This is a genomic window from Methylobacillus arboreus, assembly GCF_020532725.1.
Lineage (GTDB): Bacteria > Pseudomonadota > Gammaproteobacteria > Burkholderiales > Methylophilaceae > Methylobacillus > Methylobacillus arboreus.
In genome coordinates, this window is record NZ_JAJAVC010000006.1 from 766,290 (window position 1) to 781,823 (window position 15,534).

Sequence of the window (15,534 nt, forward strand, 5' to 3'; positions counted from 1 at the left end):
ACGGGTACAAGAACAAGTGATGCCTATGGAAAGGCTGTGTATAAAAATGCGGGTTAAACGCGATTTTAAGAAATCAGTAAAATAGCCAACATTCTATCCACAGTAGTTTACAAAAATTACAGCATAGTTTTATTTTACTCAACTAATTGAATTTAAATTGTAAATCTGAGTTATCAACAGAAGTTACTGCCATTACTATTATTATCAATTTATTTTTTATATATTAGGTTTTAAAGATATGAACATCAAAATCAATCGCGATACTCTGCTAAAACCTCTTTCATCCGTAAGCAGTATTGTTGAAAGACGTCATACCTTGCCTATTCTTTCCAACCTGTTGCTGCAAGCCAAGCAAGACAGAATCGAACTAACGGCAACAGATCTGGAAATGCAGATTTCCCTCTCTGTGGAAACCGCAGTCGGTGGAGAACTTTCCACCACCATTTCAGCGAAAAAACTGCTGGATATTTGCCGTTCATTGCCCGAGAACGCTGAAATCACCATGGCAACGCAGGAAAACCGCATCCAGGTGAAAACCGGCAAAAGCCGCTTCAACCTGCAAACCCTGCCTGCCAATGACTATCCATTGATGACCAAGACCGCGGATGCCAGCAACACGGTGATCAAGATTGGGCAAAAATCGCTCAAGCGACTGTTCAAGCAAGTAGAATTTGCGATGGCGCAACAAGACATCCGCTATTACCTCAATGGCCTGCTGTTCGAGGTCAATGGCAACCAGCTCAATGTTGTCGGTACCGATGGCCACCGCCTGAGCTTTACTTCCACAGAACTCAACAGTAACTATGAAAAACAGGAAATCATCCTGCCACGCAAGACCGTCATTGAATTAATAAAACTGTTGGACGAAAGTGAAGATGAAGTCACAATAGAGGTTGCCAATGGTCAAGCTAATTTTGCATTTGGTGATATCCGACTGATTTCAAAGGTAATTGACGGAAAATTTCCGGATTACACCCGCGTTATCCCTACCGGGCACCAAAACAGTTTTACCGTGGATCGCATGATGATCCTGCTTTCCATGCAGCGTGCCTCGATTCTTTCCAACGAAAAATACCGCGGCATACGCATGGTGCTTTCAGCCAACAGCTTGAAGCTGATCAGCACCAACAGCGAGCAGGAAGAAGCAGAAGAAGAACTCGAAATCAGTTACGCAGGCAATAGCCTTGATATTGGCTTTAACGTCACTTACATGATTGACATATTGAACAACTCAGACAGTGAAAACGTGACATTCTCGTTTGCGGATGCCAACAGCAGTTGTCTGGTAACAGTGGAAAACGACAACAACTACAAATACGTAGTAATGCCGATGCGTATTTAATAATTGAATATTAAATAAAACTTTATTGTTTCACGTGAAACTCCAGGACTATGACTGATTACAATTCCGACAGTATTAAAATCCTCGAAGGCCTCGATGCGGTGCGCAAGCGCCCAGGTATGTACATAGGCGATACCTCTGATGGCAGTGGTTTGCACCACATGGTATTCGAGGTGCTGGACAATGCCATCGACGAAGCGCTGGCAGGTCACTGTGACGACATCAAGATTATTATCCATCCGGATAACTCCATTAGCGTTTCTGACAATGGCCGCGGTATTCCTACCGGCATCAAGGAAGACGACAAGCACGAACCCAAGCGATCTGCAGCCGAAATCGTCATGACCGAGCTCCATGCCGGCGGCAAATTCGACCAGAACTCCTACAAGGTTTCCGGCGGATTGCACGGAGTAGGGGTTTCCGTTGTCAATGCGCTTTCCGACTGGCTCAAGCTACGCATTTACCGCAACGGCCAGGCACACCAGATGGAATTCCGCCGAGGTGTGCCGGTAGCGCCGTTGACAATTACCGGGACTACCGAACGCCGTGGTACTGAAGTCCATTTTCTGGCTTCCGCTGAGACTTTCACCAATGTCGAGTTCCACTTTGAAATTCTCGCAAAACGTATCCGTGAACTGTCTTTCCTCAACAACGGCGTCAAGATCGAACTGATCGACCAGCGCCACGGAAAATCAGAAAATTTTGCCCATTCCGGCGGCGTCAGGGGCTTTGTCGAATATATGAACCGCAGCAAAAACGTGCTGCATCCCAAACCGTTCTATTCATCTGGCGAAAAAGACGGCATCACGGTTGAAGTTGCCATGCAATGGAACGATTCCTATAGCGAAACCGTGCAATGTTTCACCAACAACATTCCGCAACGTGATGGTGGTACCCACTTGACCGGCTTGCGCACAGCCATGACTCGTACGCTGAACAGTTACATAGACCAGAACGAACTGGCGAAAAAAGCCAAGATTGATACCAGCGGCGATGACATGCGCGAAGGCCTGACTTGCGTGCTATCGGTCAAGGTGCCCGAGCCCAAGTTCTCTTCGCAGACCAAGGACAAACTGGTTTCCGGCGAAGTGCAACCAGTCGTGCAGGAAGTGGTATCCGCCAAGCTGGCGGAGTTTTTGCTAGAAAACCCCACTGAGGCCAAAGTCATCTGCAACAAGATCATCGATGCAGCGCGCGCGCGAGATGCAGCGCGCAAAGCGCGTGAAATGACACGCCGCAAGGGTGTCATGGACACCATGGGCTTGCCAGGAAAACTTGCAGACTGTCAGGAAAAAGACCCTTCGCTGTGCGAACTCTACCTGGTCGAGGGTGATTCAGCGGGTGGATCAGCCAAGCAGGGGCGCGACCGCAAGTTCCAAGCGATTCTTCCCTTGAAGGGCAAGATCCTTAACGTGGAAAAAGCACGTTTCGACAAACTATTATCCTCGCAGGAAATAGCAACCTTGATCACCGCGCTCGGCACCGGCATCGGCAAGGACGATTTCAGTGCCGAGAAACTGCGTTATCACCGCATCATCATCATGACCGATGCGGACGTTGACGGCGCGCATATCCGTACCTTGTTGCTGACCTTCTTCTATCGCCAAATGGGCGAACTGGTTGAACGCGGCCATATCTACATTGCCCAGCCACCGCTTTACAAGGTCAAGCAAGGGCGTGATGAGCGTTACCTGAAAGATGAGCAAGAAATGGACCAATACCTGCTGCAATCCGCGCTCAAGGGTGCGGAGTTGCTGAAGGAAACTGGCGGCGAAACCATCAGTGGTGATGCGCTCGCTGCCATTGCCAAGCAAATGGTACTGACCGAAGCCATCATTCGCCGCCTGAGCCCACTCTATGACGAAAGCGTTCTGCGTGCCCTGTTGGTGCAAGGAAAACTGGAGCTCGATACCGAAGCCCAGGCAGAAGCCGCCGCCGCCAAACTACGTCCATTGCTGGGCCATACCGGCAGCGAAGTTATTGTCACGCAAAACCAGGAAACAGCAAGTTACCGCCTAGAAGTCAACAAATACGTCCATGGCAACCTGCAATCATGTGTTATCGACACCGATTTCCTGGCCAGCGGCGACTACCAGCAAATCCTTAATACATCGCAACTGCTTGAAGGCCTGGTAGGCGAAGGTGCAGCAATCAAGCGCGGTGAGAAGGAACAACCTGTCAATAACTTCAAGGCTGCCTTGGACTGGCTCATGGGTGAAGCCAAACATGGCCTCAATATCCAGCGCTATAAAGGCCTTGGCGAGATGAACCCCGAGCAACTATGGGAAACCACCATGGACCCCAATGTGCGCCGTTTACTAAGAGTGCAGATCGACGATGCGATTGCGGCAGATGAAATCTTTACTACCTTGATGGGTGACCAGGTAGAGCCGAGAAGGGCATTCATTGAAGGAAATGCGTTGGGCGTTAATAACTTGGACGTATAGCTTTTATAATCGATGAATGCTCTATACCTTAACAAGGCCTCCGTGGAGGCCTTGTTTTTTGAACATCAGAGTGAAAAGCTTTTTTTGTATCTAATTATTCAACCATGGCAATGGCTTAGGAGACACCACGTAAGTCACCCCGCCATGATCTGACTTGAATACAAAGCCATAGCTGAACACCAATGTGTCTGGCAACCAGAACACCACCGGGTCATTACGTTTGATGCCGTCGTACCCGGCGGCGACAGCGGCTTCAAGGGCGATATGGAATGACTCCAGAAATTCTTCTACGTTGGGCTGGTCGGCGACTAGCCCGTTGATTTCCGCTTCCGCCCAGTTGCCGCCTATGATGCGGGCGGTTTCGCCTACGGTTTTAAGGTAGTGCCACCCATGATCGATGGGTGGAATCTTGTAGACGATCCAGTTGCTTGCCATATCTTTGCTCCTGCATTGATCCTGCATTCACTTTACTGGATTTTTGCGTGTTTATACATCCAGCCTTATCCGGTTCATGGTTCCATGAGCCGCAGCCGTGCTGTTAATCAACCAAATTATTTGACCTGGAAGCGATAGCTGTTACGGCCCATGAGTTTGCCGTCCTGGCCTGCGATTTCGGCCTTGAGTTCGTATTGGCCGGGTTCAAGTGCGGGCAGGGGATAGTCGCGTAGCTTGTGGCCGGAGTCGGGCAGCATTTCCAGCGGCAGCTTGAGCGTATCCAACAGTTTGCCATCCCGGTGCAGAGTGACGGTGTAGCTGGCGTGTTCAAAGCCGCGCCAGGTGTCGTTGATGGCCCACAGGCCGATGTTTGGCGTGTCGCCAGCGTGGTATTCGTCCTGTTTCCATTCCAGGCTGGGCAGGATGGGTTGGTAAGCGGTGCGCAGGGCGTCATAGCCGGCCTTGGGCTCGCGCCAGTAATCGACGATGCCCCAGTTGATAGAGGGCCAGTTTTCCACAAACATGAACTGGAAGACGGCGGAAACCGGGGCATAGCGCTGGCGGCGGTAGTTTTCCACGGCAAACTGGATCAACCTTGCCTGGTAATGCTGGCTATTGGCGATGAACTCCTCGATGTTGCGCCCCTGTGGGACTTTGGCAAATTCAAAGGTCTCCTTGCGCTGGAAGTTGTGGTATTCCCATTCCCGCCATTTGGCTTCGGTGTCCGGCCACAGCAAGTCGTCGCTGAACATGCGTTTCAAGCTCTTGAGGTTGGGCAGGGCCTGGGCGCCGAATTCAGTGCTCCAAGGTGTGGGAGTAGGGCGCGAGAATGCGAGCCAGTGGTCAAAATACCAGCCCATCCATTCGTGTTCCTTGCTGGCTGACTCCTTGCGCACGACGCGCAATGGATCCAGTTTGCTGACATCTTCATAGAGCAATTCATCCAGCTTGCGGTTAATGCCGGGCTGGTAATCGGGATATTTCTCTGCCATCCAAGGGGAATCCCAGGGCGGCTCGTTATGCATGGTCCAGGAAATGATAGAGGGATGCTGCTGCAACGACTGCACCATGTTCTTGGCCTGGCTGCGCGCCTCTGCGATAAAGGCAGGATCGTCGCTGTAGCCCCAGAGCAGCGGGAAGTCCTGGGTCACCAATATCCCCATGCGGTCGCATAGTTCGTAGAAGGCGCGTCCGGTGATGTGGGCATGCACGCGCACTGCATTGATATTGGCGGCTTGCATCATCTTGAGGTCCTGCTGGTAGCGTGCAGGCGTCATTTCTGCCAGCCATTGGCTGCCGATGTAATTGGTGCCGCGCACGAACATACGCCGGCCATTGATATACCAGCGCAGGCCATCATCGACCTTGACCTCGCGCACGCCAAACACTTGGTGCTGCTGGTCGAGCAGCTTGCCTTGGGCATCACGCAGGCTGAGTTCCAGCTTGTAGAGATTGGGTTTGCCGTGTTCAGCAGGCCACCACAGGGCGGGTTTGTCGAGCGGGAAATTGAGAGCGAGTCGATTGCTGCCTGGCTTCAGGGTTTGCTGCTGCTTGAAATTGAACGATGGCCCCTGGAAGTTTTCCGGGCTGATGCGGGCTTCCACAGTTACCGGTGTTTCATGTGAAACATGGTGCTGGATATCCGCGGCAGTATTGATCTGCCAATGTTGCGGGCTGGCTTTTGTTGCCTGCTTGCGGGGGGTGACCTGCAAGTGGCGCAGCGCTGCCTGGTCGGCAAACTGCAATTCGACAGGCGCCCAGATACCGCCGGTGTTTTTCTCCTGACCGCGCTCAGACCAGGCACCGCCAGGGCGGGTGTCATGATGGCTGAAAATGCCCTTGATCAGGCGTTTGTGCAAAGACCAGTCCTCGGGTTTCTCCAAGGGGCTGTTCACCAATACGCGTAACTGGTTTTCGCCTTGCTTCAACAGGCCGGTGACATCGAACTCAAAGGTCTGGAAATAGCCGGTGTGATGCCCCAGATAATGATCGTTGAGCCAGATATCGGCTTCGTAATCCACGCCATTGAACACCAGGTGCGCGACTCTTGGCGCTGCCTTGGCGTCCACCTTGAACTGGGTTTTGTACCAGGCAAGGCCGTTAATGTCATGGCCCTGGCGATACCAGTTGTCAGGAACGGCAATCGTTTTCCAGCCTTGTGCCGGTGCCTGGAGTTGCGGTGTGATGCTGACCGAGCCCTTAATTGGCTGGAACTGCCAACGGCCGTTGAGGCTTTGATGGTCTATGCTCTTGGCATGCAGAGGCAATGCGCCCAGTGTCAGGCTCAGCAACAGCAAGGTAATCAGGCGGGGAATAAATTGCATGGCGGAATTTCACAAAAACAAGCCGGGCAATGCCCGGCTTGGGATTAGACTTCTACGGTTTTTGGCTTTTTATGATTCAGGAAATAATGCGTGAGTTTCTTGGCAACATAACCTGCAATCAGGGTCTTGATTAACAATCTCATATCAAACCTCCTAACAGTGGATGAATTTAATGCCTAGGCGTTGTGACGCGATGGCTGCCCTGATCGACCTGGCCGCGCCAGGCACCGGTAGCACCGCCACGTGATTCGATAAACTCCTTGAAGCGCTCGAGATCGCCTTTCACCCGGTGGCTCAGCACACCGATGGCGTCCCCCGCATTCTCAACCAGGCCTTCCGGTTCGTAATCCAGTTGCAGCATGATGCGCGAAGTGGACGGGTCAATATGGTGGAAAGTGACCACCCCGGCATTGCGGGCGCCGGAAATACTATGCCAGGCAATGCGTTTACCCGGAATCTGCTCCGTAATCTCAGCGTCCCATTCCTTGCGCTTGCCGGCAACCTCCGCGATCCAATGCAAATGGGTGTCATCAAGCTGGGTGACTTCGGCGATGCCTTCCATGAACAATGGGAAATCCTCAAACTGGGTCCATTGGTCATAAGCTACTTGGTCGGGTACGTTCACTTCTATGGATTGTTCGATCACTGACATGACGTCCTCCTTACAGTATGGATGGTATTTATGCTGAACAGTTCCGCTGAATCTGCTTTCAATCAGCGGAAATCCTGTCAACCAGTCTAGCGAGTGTTGGGTTTTCACTGCATAGGTTGGCTTCCGATACAGTTGTCGGAGAAAGTGAATGCACACAGAATCACCACCAGAGGTGTACTTTTAATAGCCACAGACTTCAGTCCTGAATGTAAGAGGCTATTCATAAAAATCAATAATGGTTATCATTTAAATCTAATCGCTTAACGTTTGTCCTATTACTCCTTGCCTCAACAGACCAAGACTTCTTTATTAGTACTTGCCTTGACTCGCCATTATGATGACCTGGTCGACTACATCAGGCGCAAGTTTGGCGGACGGGAGTTTGCCCGTGATGTGGTGCACGATCTATGTGTGCAATTGATTGAGCATCCTTCCCTGGCGGATATCGAGCAGCCGCTGGCCTACCTACGCAAGGCTTCTACCAATGGTGCGCTGAATCGTCTCCGCAATGAAAACTACCGAACTGAATGGGTAGATGTTGTCAGCGAATTGCCTGAACACGCGCATCTTGAGAGTGGTGAATATGTCTTGGATTTCAAGCAGAACGTGATTTATCTGCAACAGGTGATTCAAGGCTTGCCGCCCCGGGCGCGGCAGATATTCCTGTTGCACAGGCTATATGGTATGAGCCAGCAGGACATTGCGACGGAACTCGACATTTCACGCAATATGGTCACCCAGCACTACCGCCGGGCCATCACCGAAATCGCGGAAAAGTGGCCGCCTTTGCGGCTGTATTATCAAGCGCGTCAGCAAGGCCGTCATGAATAAACCTCCCCGCAATCCCTTGGATCCAGGCTATTCTCGCGATAAAGGAGATGCTTTTTCCTTGTTTGAGGAAGAACTGCGCCTGGGCTTTCCATCACGAGAGGAAATTCTGCGCGAAGCCAAGGAGCAAACCCTGGCCCGTAAAAAAGCAAGGCGACGTGCCATCAAACTTGGTTTGCTGTTGGTTGTGACATCTATATTGGCGATCGACCCTGCCTGGAAGGTGGACACATTGACGACTGTCGTTGGCGAGCAGCGCCAGCACAGGCTGATTGATGGCAGCACCGTCGCTCTTAACACCAATACCGTGCTCAAGGTTGAGCAGCGCCTACGCTCCCGTCAGCTGGTCCTGAAGCAAGGGGAGGCGGCGTTCACGGTCAGCCATGGTTGGAGGCCTTTCATTGTGACGGCAGACGATACCACGGTCATGGACATTGGCACTGCCTTCAGCGTACGCCTGAAGGCACAAGATGTGCGTGTGGCTGTGTCGCAAGGCGCCGTCAATGTGGCGGTTGGTCAGCAGCAGCAAACACTGGCGGCAGGGCAGGCCATTACTTCCAGCCAAGGTCGGTTGGGTGTATTGCAAGACATTGATGTGGATCAGGAGACGGCCTGGCAGCAAGGCAAATGGATGTTTGATGGCACCCCGCTGATCAACGTTGCCGAAGAAATCCAGCGGTATCGCGGTCAATCGGTGCAGGTAAGCGAGCAGGCTTCAAGCATTAGGGTTTCAGGTATTTACGATATCCAAGGCGTGGAAGCGTTTATCGATGACCTGCCGCAAATCATCCCGGTGCAAGTGGAGCGAGCCGACGATGGTGCTGTGCTGATCAAGAAACGGTAAGCATGCCGGATCAAGACTAAGAGCAGCTAACAAAACGTCTAGCCGGGAACGCTTCGCTGAGTTTTGTTAGCCGCTCTAAACGAAAAATATTTTCATTAGCATATCAACATTCTTCACTCCCATGTGCCAACCCCTTGAAAGCCTTCGCTGTTGAAGGCGCATATTTATAGGGGAGTGTCATGTTTCAACTGCAACATCCGTACCGGCAAACATTGCTTGCCGGCTTCAAGCCCACGCTGACAAGCATATTGCTGGCAGCAAGCCTGCAGGCCCAGGCCACCCCAATGGAGCTGGATATTCCCAGCCAGCCGTTGGACAAGGCATTGAATGCCCTGGCACGCCAATCGGGAGAGCGCATTGTCTTCTCCACCGACCTGACGGAAAAAACCACCGCGCCTGCACTCAAAGGTAGGTATGAAGCGAGACAGGCGCTGGAAAAACTATTGGAGGGATCTGGCCTGACGCTCCAGGAAACTGGCAATCATAGTTTCACTGTCATCAAGACCAAGCTACACAATGACGGCAGCCTGCCCGAAGTCACAGTCAAGGCCAGTGCTGTTAAGGATCTCACTACAGAACGTACGCGTTCATATGCGGCTAGTAGCGCGAGCCTGATGAAGGGTGCTCAATCCCTGAAGGATATTCCCCAGTCTGTCACTGTCATGACGCGGCAGCAAATGGACGATCAACGGTTGGATACGCTGACCAGCGCTTTGGCCAATACACCCGGGATCTATTTCTGGAAGCGTCCCAATGGCGGCAATGACATCTACTCGCGTGGTTTCATGACGGACACGATCCAATATGATGGCGTCCCCTTGCGACGTTGGAACAGCTGGGGCAATGACCTGTCTGCCAGCAGCGTATTTCTTGATCGCATCGAGGTGTTGCGGGGTTCGCAGGGCTTGCTTCAAGGGCCGGGCAGCCCTGCGGGTACAGTAAACCTGGTGCGTAAGCGAGGGCTGGTGGAAAAAGCCCTCATGATAGAAGGACGCGCAGGCTCCTGGGATAACTATGGCGCACGCCTTGATGCGGGTGGGCCCTTGAATGAGGAAGGCAGTTTGCGAGGGCGTTTCGTACTGGATTACGAGGATAAAAACTCATTCATTGACTATATATGGGATCGCAATCTCAATGCCTATGCTGCTATCGACTTTGACCTTTCTCCCAATACAACGGTCGGGTTCGGGGTATCTCATTCCCATCTCAATGGAAATAGTGCGCTGTACCAAGGATTGCCTCGATACACTGATGGCCGTTCCATTGATGTGCCTAGGTCAGCAAACATAGGCGCTGCCTGGAACGAGTCGACCCGTCGGGAAACTCAGGTGTTTCTCGATGTTGAGCACCAATTCAACGAGCGCTGGAAACTCAAGGCGGCGGCCGTATACGTTGATGACAGTTTTGATGCGTTGCTATCGTCAGCTAACGGTCGGGTGGCTATAGGCGCCACTACCGTACCAGGGATCGATTATGACTATGCGTTTTCTTCCACGAGCCAAGGCATCGACATCAACATTGATGGCAGTTTCAAGGCCTTGGGTATTGAGCATGATCTTGTGTTTGGAGGCAACTATTCCAAAAACACGCGTGACGACGGTTTCCACCAGAGCTTTGGGGCGCGGACATTCGATATTGTGAATAGAAATTCGAATGTTCCTGGCTTTGGTACCTACCCGATCACCCTGATTGCGGATGACGTGAGAGCCAACCTTGCCACCAAAGGGGTTTACACCGCCCTGCGCAGCCATTTGACAGAGCGCCTGACATCAGTGATTGGCGGGAGAGTGAGTTGGTATAACCACGAAGCTAAGGGGATATATACCAATCTGAATTCGGCCTGGAATACTACCATGCATGAAACCGGTGAGGTGACCCCTCATGCCGGGCTGGTTTATAAAGTGACGCCTGAATGGTCAACCTATGCGAGCTACTCGGAAATCTTCAATCCCCAGAATGAGACGGATGCTCAACTGAACGTTTTGCCGCCAATGACAGGAAAAGCTTATGAAGTAGGGGTGAAAGGCGAGCTGTTTGGTGGCGCGCTGAATACTTCCCTGGCAATTTTCCGGGTTGACCAAGAGAACCGGGCTGTGTCTGATCTAACAGGCCCGATGGTTTGCGGCAGTTCAGGTGCAGGGGTGTGCTCTAGGGCAGCGGGAAAGGTGAGAACAGAGGGATATGAGATTGAAGTGCATGGTGAATTAGCCTCTGGCTTGCAGTTGAGTGGCGGCTATACCTTTAATCGCAACGAATATCTGCAAGATAACGATCAGGCCCTCATCGGCAAAAGCTTCGATTACCTGATGCCCAGGCATATGCTACGTCTATGGTCAAACTACCAGCTTCCGGGGGAATACGACAAATGGCGCATCGGCCTGGGCGTAAACTATCGCAGCGAACAAAAAACGAGTAGCACGACCATGGTCAATCCTGTTCAAGGAGGGTATGCCATCTGGAGCGCGCGCGTGGGCTATGAAATCAATGAGCACTGGTCTGCCGCCATGAATGTCGACAACATGTTCGACAAGCATTATTACTCGTTTATATCCGATAACTATTATTACTCCTATGTGGGGGAGCCGCGCAAAGTCCTGTTCACACTGCGTTGGAACTACTGATAGTTATTGATTTGACACCACATAAAGCCTGCAATTGCAGGCTTTATGCCTATATGTGGACGGCATGTTTATTCCATCAGGATGCCCTGGGAAATCAAGGCTGGATTGTCACTGCCACCAGCCGCATCACAAGTGGGCGTACCAGCAATACGCATACAAAAGCCACAGGCATCGCCAATTCATAGGATTTCACTACTCGGTCTAAATAGCCTGCACCAATGCCGCTATTGGCGCCGACAATGACCAGGCACATCAGCATCGCCATGATGGCGGACATGAAAAAGGCAAACACAATCGGGGTATAACGTTTTGGCAGGCCGAGATTGAAGTTGGATAAAGCCTTCATGGTTTTACTCTTATGGAATTGAATGGTTGCTACTTTATCTGGTTGATTGATAAGGCAGTAGCATGCAAAAGCTAATGATATTTTTAAGTTAAACTTATGAATGAATAATTGACCCAAGAGGCCGCATGACTGTGGATAACTTGAAAGGCATCACCAGCTTTGTGAGAGCCGTGGAGGAGGGCAGTATTGCTGCCGGGGCGAGGAGATTAGGCATCTCCGCTGCGGCTGCGAGCCAGAACATTGCACGTCTGGAGCAGCAACTGGGCACGCGCCTGCTGACGCGGACCACACGTAGCCTGGCATTGACGGAGAGTGGCCAACTCTATTACCAGCGTGTGCAATCGGTGATCGAAGAGCTCGCGCATGCGCAGCTCGAACTCAGCGAACTTGCCGGTGAACCCCAGGGGAAACTACGCATTGCCAGTTCGTCCGCGTTTGGCCGAAATGTGTTGGCGCCCTTGGTGGCGCAGTTTGCCATTCTTTACCCCAGGCTCAGGGTCGAGTTGGTGCTTGCCGATCATTATGTCGACCATATCCGTGAAGATATCGACCTCAGCGTCCGCTTTTCCCAGCAACTTGAACCTGGGCTGGTGGCGCGGCGGATTGCGCGTGTGCCTTTGCGATTCTGCGCTTCGCCTGCCTATCTCGCGCAGCACGGCACGCCACGTGACCCGGATGAACTGATTCACCACCAGTGCCTGGTGGTGCGCCTGCCATTTGACGGGCGCTTGCTGGGATGGGCTTTTCTGCGGCAAGGATTGCGCTTTGAAGCCAAGCTTAATCCCACGCTGGTTTGCAACGATATCGACAGCCTGGCTGGCATGGCGGTAGCAGGAGCCGGTATTGCCCGCATCGGGGCTTTTGCGGCAGACCGCCTGATTGCAGAGGGCAGGCTGATAGCACTGTTCGAAACCACTGAAATAAATGCGGCGCCTGTCGAGATCGAACCGCTGGATTTTTATGCCTGTTATCGTGACCGCCAGGCTGCCACCGGCAAGCTCAGGCTATTGATCGATTTCCTGGTCGAACACATTCCTGCACAGTGGCAGGCATGATGCTCAAACAAACAGGTTGGCCTGCTCCGGCAGGTCTGCCTCGATTTCGTCAGCACGCACCAAGCTGCTGACCCTGACGCCCAACAGCCTGAAGCGGTGTTCCAGGGAAATGCGTTTCAGGCATGCGCCGGCAGCCCGCCGGATGGCGGCGGCATCATTGGTCGGGACAGGCAGGGTGAGGTCGCGTGTTGCGGTGCGAAAATCCTGATACTTGATCTTGATGCCTACCGTGTGCCCCAGATAGCCTTTTTGCTGCAGGTCACCGGCGACGCGTTCGCAAAGCGAGGTGAATGCCGTACTGAGGAAACGCTTGTCCTGCTGCGCATGCATGTCACGCTCGAATGTCGTCTCGCGGCTCATCGATTTGGGCGTGGACGTTGTCACTACGGGCCTGTCGTCCTGCCCCTGGGCTACATGCATCAGCCAATGGGCATAGCTTTGGCCAAAATGTTTCTGTAACAGTCCTGAATCCGTTGCGGCGAGGTCGGCAATCGTGCGGATGCCGAGATTCTCCAGCTTGATGGCGGCTTTGGGACCTATGCCATTGATCTTCTTGGCGGCGAGCGGCCAGATGCGTTCACGGAATGCCTGATCGTCGATAATCGTGAGGCCATCGGGTTTGTCCAGGTCGGAGGCAATCTTGGCCAGCAGCTTGTTGGCGGCAATGCCGATGGAGCATGAAAGGCCCGTGGCATTGTGCACTGCGGTTTTCAGGCGTTGTGCCAGGGTTTCCGTATCTTCCTCGTGCGCAGTGAGATCGACATAGATTTCATCAATGCCACGATTCTCGATCAGCGGCGCAATCTCGGCGACGGCAGCCTTGAACAGCCGTGAATAATGACGATAAGACTCGAAATCTGCGGGCAGCAGGATCGCATCAGGCGCCAATTGTGCGGATTTCATGAGCCCCATTGCTGAAAACACGCCGAATGTCCTGGCCTCATAGGTCGAGGTAGTCACCACGCCGCGCCCGTTGTATTCACGCAAGCGGAAGAATTGGGTGCTGCCGTCGGCCAATTTCCTAGGCTGGTGTGCCGAACGGCCGCCCACAACGACTGCTTGCCCCCGCAATTCCGGATAGCGAAGCAGCTCGACCCCGGCAAAGAACATATCCATGTCCAGGTGGGCAATGCGGCGGGCGGGAAAACGAGGGTCTTTCATTTGGGCGCTATCTAGGGTCTGTTCCTGTTTTGTTCACGACCGCGTTGCTGTGGCAAATGGTGCCGGGCGGGACGTGGGCAATAGTGAATTCCTTGCCAGGAATCTATTCAAATCTCCGCAACGCAGTATCGTACCATTTGCCACAACAACCTGAGAGGCTGGTACTGGTTTTCGCACGGCGCTGCGTTATTCGTCGTTCATTTGGAATAACCAAACCTCACTCCTCATGCCTTGCTCCGCACAAAAACCAGCACCAGCACGGTCGTGAACAAAACAGGAACAGACCCTGGCAATGATTACGCCTCTCTGCATCAAATCGTGAATTTTTGTTTCGTACAATATTTTTTCAAAATAAGCTGGTATTCATGAGGGTTTTTGGTTAGAATTCGCACCCTCTAGAAACGTTTAAGTTTCATGTCCCCATCGTCTAGAGGCCTAGGACATCGCCCTTTCACGGCGGTAACCGGGGTTCGAATCCCCGTGGGGACGCCAATTCCAATAAAAGCAGACTCAAATGTCTGCTTTTATTTTGCCTATTATTTTAATCAACTGGTTGATTTTAATATGTTTGTTGGTGCGATGGAGCTTAGGTTGGAAGATGCGGAGAATGGACTCTCATTCCCCGCATTGGTGATGTATCCAACCCAGCAAGCACCTGCTAGCCATGCGTTTGGCCCTTATGTCATGGAGGTAAGTCCCGATGCGCCGACGGCACCCGGGCAATATCCCTTGGTCCTGGTGTCGCATGGCAGCGGCGGTTCGCACCTGTTATACCGTACCATCACTTGCCATCTGGCCCGGCATGGATATGTCGTCGCCATGATTGAGCACCCGGGCAATAACCGGGTCGACAATCAGTTCATGGGCGAGGTGGAAAACCTGCAATACCGTCCGCGCCATCTCAAACTGGCTGCCGATTATCTCTATCAGAATGCTGTCTTTTCCCGCTATCTGCAGCCAGGCCGGCTGGCCGTGGTCGGGCACTCGATGGGAGGCTATGCCGCCCTGGCACTGGCAGGGGGTACGCCATGGTATCCGCCCGAAGCATTCAAACCGGATTACCAAGGTCCAGCTCCCAGCCTTGTGGAGGTTGAGCATGATGATCGTATCAAGGCCTTGGTGCTGCTGGCGCCGGCAACTGCCTGGTTTGCACAGAAAGGCGCCTTGAACCAGGTGCGGGTGCCTATCCTCATGCTGAGTGCCGAGCACGACCCATACACGCCTGCCTGGCATGGCGATATTGTGCTGCAAGGCGTTGCAGACCCGGCACTTATCAGCGCGCGCACTGTGAAAAACGCAGGCCATTTCTCCTTCCTGAGTCCGTTCCCGGCCAAAATCAAGAACGGGGGCGCCTTGCCTACCACCGACCCGGAAGGTTTCGATCGTGAACAATTCCACGAACAGCTCAAGCAGGAAATCCTCGCCTACCTCAATCGCAAGCTAAAGGCTGAACCAATATGAAAATGCCTGCAAGCAGGC

12 protein-coding genes and 1 tRNA gene are annotated in these 15,534 nt (G+C 52.6%); 8 read left to right on the forward strand and 5 right to left on the reverse strand.

What is annotated here, in order from left to right:
- Positions 1-238 precede the first annotated feature (238 nt).
- Together dnaN and gyrB are read left to right on the forward strand one after the other, a co-directional pair.
- Entirely contained in the window at positions 239-1,342 is a 1,104-nt protein-coding gene (gene dnaN, locus LG198_RS09555) for a DNA polymerase III subunit beta (protein WP_230342941.1), read from the forward strand.
- A gap of 50 nt (positions 1,343-1,392) precedes the next feature.
- Positions 1,393-3,789: a DNA topoisomerase (ATP-hydrolyzing) subunit B gene (gene gyrB / locus LG198_RS09560; RefSeq protein WP_230342942.1), complete on the forward strand. Its 2,397-nt coding sequence runs from the start codon at positions 1,393-1,395 to the stop codon at positions 3,787-3,789.
- Positions 3,790-3,879: 90 nt separating this feature from the next.
- Here the strand turns inward: gyrB and LG198_RS09565 are convergent, their stop codons facing one another.
- The 3 genes from LG198_RS09565 to LG198_RS09575 form a co-directional block, all read right to left on the reverse strand.
- The gene (locus tag LG198_RS09565) at positions 3,880-4,224 is read right to left on the reverse strand and encodes a hypothetical protein (protein WP_230342943.1); all 345 of its coding nucleotides are present in this window, start codon (positions 4,222-4,224) and stop codon (positions 3,880-3,882) included.
- Positions 4,225-4,340: 116 nt separating this feature from the next.
- Positions 4,341-6,548 (reverse strand): glycoside hydrolase family 2 protein, encoded by a 2,208-nt coding sequence (locus tag LG198_RS09570; RefSeq protein ID WP_230342944.1) that lies wholly within the window; start codon positions 6,546-6,548, stop codon positions 4,341-4,343.
- Between the two features lie 169 nt (positions 6,549-6,717).
- Positions 6,718-7,200, reverse strand: a complete 483-nt coding sequence (locus tag LG198_RS09575) for an SRPBCC family protein (RefSeq protein WP_230342945.1) — start codon at positions 7,198-7,200, stop codon at positions 6,718-6,720.
- 321 nt (positions 7,201-7,521) lie between these two features.
- Between LG198_RS09575 and LG198_RS09580 the strand changes: the two genes are divergently transcribed.
- From LG198_RS09580 to LG198_RS09590, 3 genes are all read left to right on the forward strand, one after another.
- Positions 7,522-8,031, forward strand: a complete 510-nt coding sequence (locus LG198_RS09580; protein WP_230342946.1) for an RNA polymerase sigma factor — start codon at positions 7,522-7,524, stop codon at positions 8,029-8,031.
- Positions 8,024-8,872: a FecR family protein gene (locus tag LG198_RS09585; protein WP_230342947.1), complete on the forward strand. Its 849-nt coding sequence runs from the start codon at positions 8,024-8,026 to the stop codon at positions 8,870-8,872. Before LG198_RS09580 ends, LG198_RS09585 begins: the two co-directional genes overlap by 8 nt.
- Positions 8,873-9,051: 179 nt before the next feature.
- Positions 9,052-11,493, forward strand: a complete 2,442-nt coding sequence (locus tag LG198_RS09590) for a TonB-dependent siderophore receptor (RefSeq protein ID WP_230342948.1) — start codon at positions 9,052-9,054, stop codon at positions 11,491-11,493.
- Positions 11,494-11,587: 94 nt separating this feature from the next.
- Here the strand turns inward: LG198_RS09590 and LG198_RS09595 are convergent, their stop codons facing one another.
- Positions 11,588-11,839 (reverse strand): DUF2798 domain-containing protein, encoded by a 252-nt coding sequence (locus LG198_RS09595; protein WP_230342949.1) that lies wholly within the window; start codon positions 11,837-11,839, stop codon positions 11,588-11,590.
- Positions 11,840-11,964: 125 nt separating this feature from the next.
- Between LG198_RS09595 and LG198_RS09600 the strand changes: the two genes are divergently transcribed.
- Positions 11,965-12,894, forward strand: coding sequence for a LysR family transcriptional regulator (locus LG198_RS09600; protein WP_268866827.1), 930 nt, complete (start codon positions 11,965-11,967; stop codon positions 12,892-12,894).
- 3 nt (positions 12,895-12,897) lie between these two features.
- Here LG198_RS09600 and dinB read toward each other — a convergent pair whose 3' ends face one another.
- Positions 12,898-14,055, reverse strand: coding sequence for a DNA polymerase IV (dinB, locus tag LG198_RS09605; protein WP_230342950.1), 1,158 nt, complete (start codon positions 14,053-14,055; stop codon positions 12,898-12,900).
- Between the two features lie 416 nt (positions 14,056-14,471).
- Between dinB and LG198_RS09610 the strand changes: the two genes are divergently transcribed.
- Together LG198_RS09610 and LG198_RS09615 are read left to right on the forward strand one after the other, a co-directional pair.
- A tRNA-Glu gene (locus tag LG198_RS09610) sits at positions 14,472-14,547 on the forward strand.
- A gap of 72 nt (positions 14,548-14,619) precedes the next feature.
- A complete protein-coding gene (locus tag LG198_RS09615) occupies positions 14,620-15,516 on the forward strand; it encodes an alpha/beta hydrolase family protein (protein WP_230342951.1) in 897 nt (298 codons plus the stop codon).
- Positions 15,517-15,534 lie beyond the last annotated feature (18 nt).

Excerpts from the sequence above, each read along its gene's own strand:
- dinB (WP_230342950.1), bottom strand. The coding sequence starts at position 14,055 with ATGAAAGACCCTCGTTTTCCCGCCCGCCGCATTGCCCACCTGGACATG.
- LG198_RS09615 (WP_230342951.1), top strand. The coding sequence starts at position 14,620 with ATGTTTGTTGGTGCGATGGAGCTTAGGTTGGAAGATGCGGAGAATGGA.
- dnaN (WP_230342941.1), top strand. The coding sequence starts at position 239 with ATGAACATCAAAATCAATCGCGATACTCTGCTAAAACCTCTTTCATCC.
- LG198_RS09595 (WP_230342949.1), bottom strand. The coding sequence starts at position 11,839 with ATGAAGGCTTTATCCAACTTCAATCTCGGCCTGCCAAAACGTTATACC.
- LG198_RS09585 (WP_230342947.1), top strand. The coding sequence starts at position 8,024 with ATGAATAAACCTCCCCGCAATCCCTTGGATCCAGGCTATTCTCGCGAT.
- LG198_RS09600 (WP_268866827.1), top strand. The coding sequence starts at position 11,965 with ATGACTGTGGATAACTTGAAAGGCATCACCAGCTTTGTGAGAGCCGTG.
- LG198_RS09575 (WP_230342945.1), bottom strand. The coding sequence starts at position 7,200 with ATGTCAGTGATCGAACAATCCATAGAAGTGAACGTACCCGACCAAGTA.
- LG198_RS09570 (WP_230342944.1), bottom strand. The coding sequence starts at position 6,548 with ATGCAATTTATTCCCCGCCTGATTACCTTGCTGTTGCTGAGCCTGACA.
- LG198_RS09590 (WP_230342948.1), top strand. The coding sequence starts at position 9,052 with ATGTTTCAACTGCAACATCCGTACCGGCAAACATTGCTTGCCGGCTTC.
- LG198_RS09565 (WP_230342943.1), bottom strand. The coding sequence starts at position 4,224 with ATGGCAAGCAACTGGATCGTCTACAAGATTCCACCCATCGATCATGGG.
- gyrB (WP_230342942.1), top strand. The coding sequence starts at position 1,393 with ATGACTGATTACAATTCCGACAGTATTAAAATCCTCGAAGGCCTCGAT.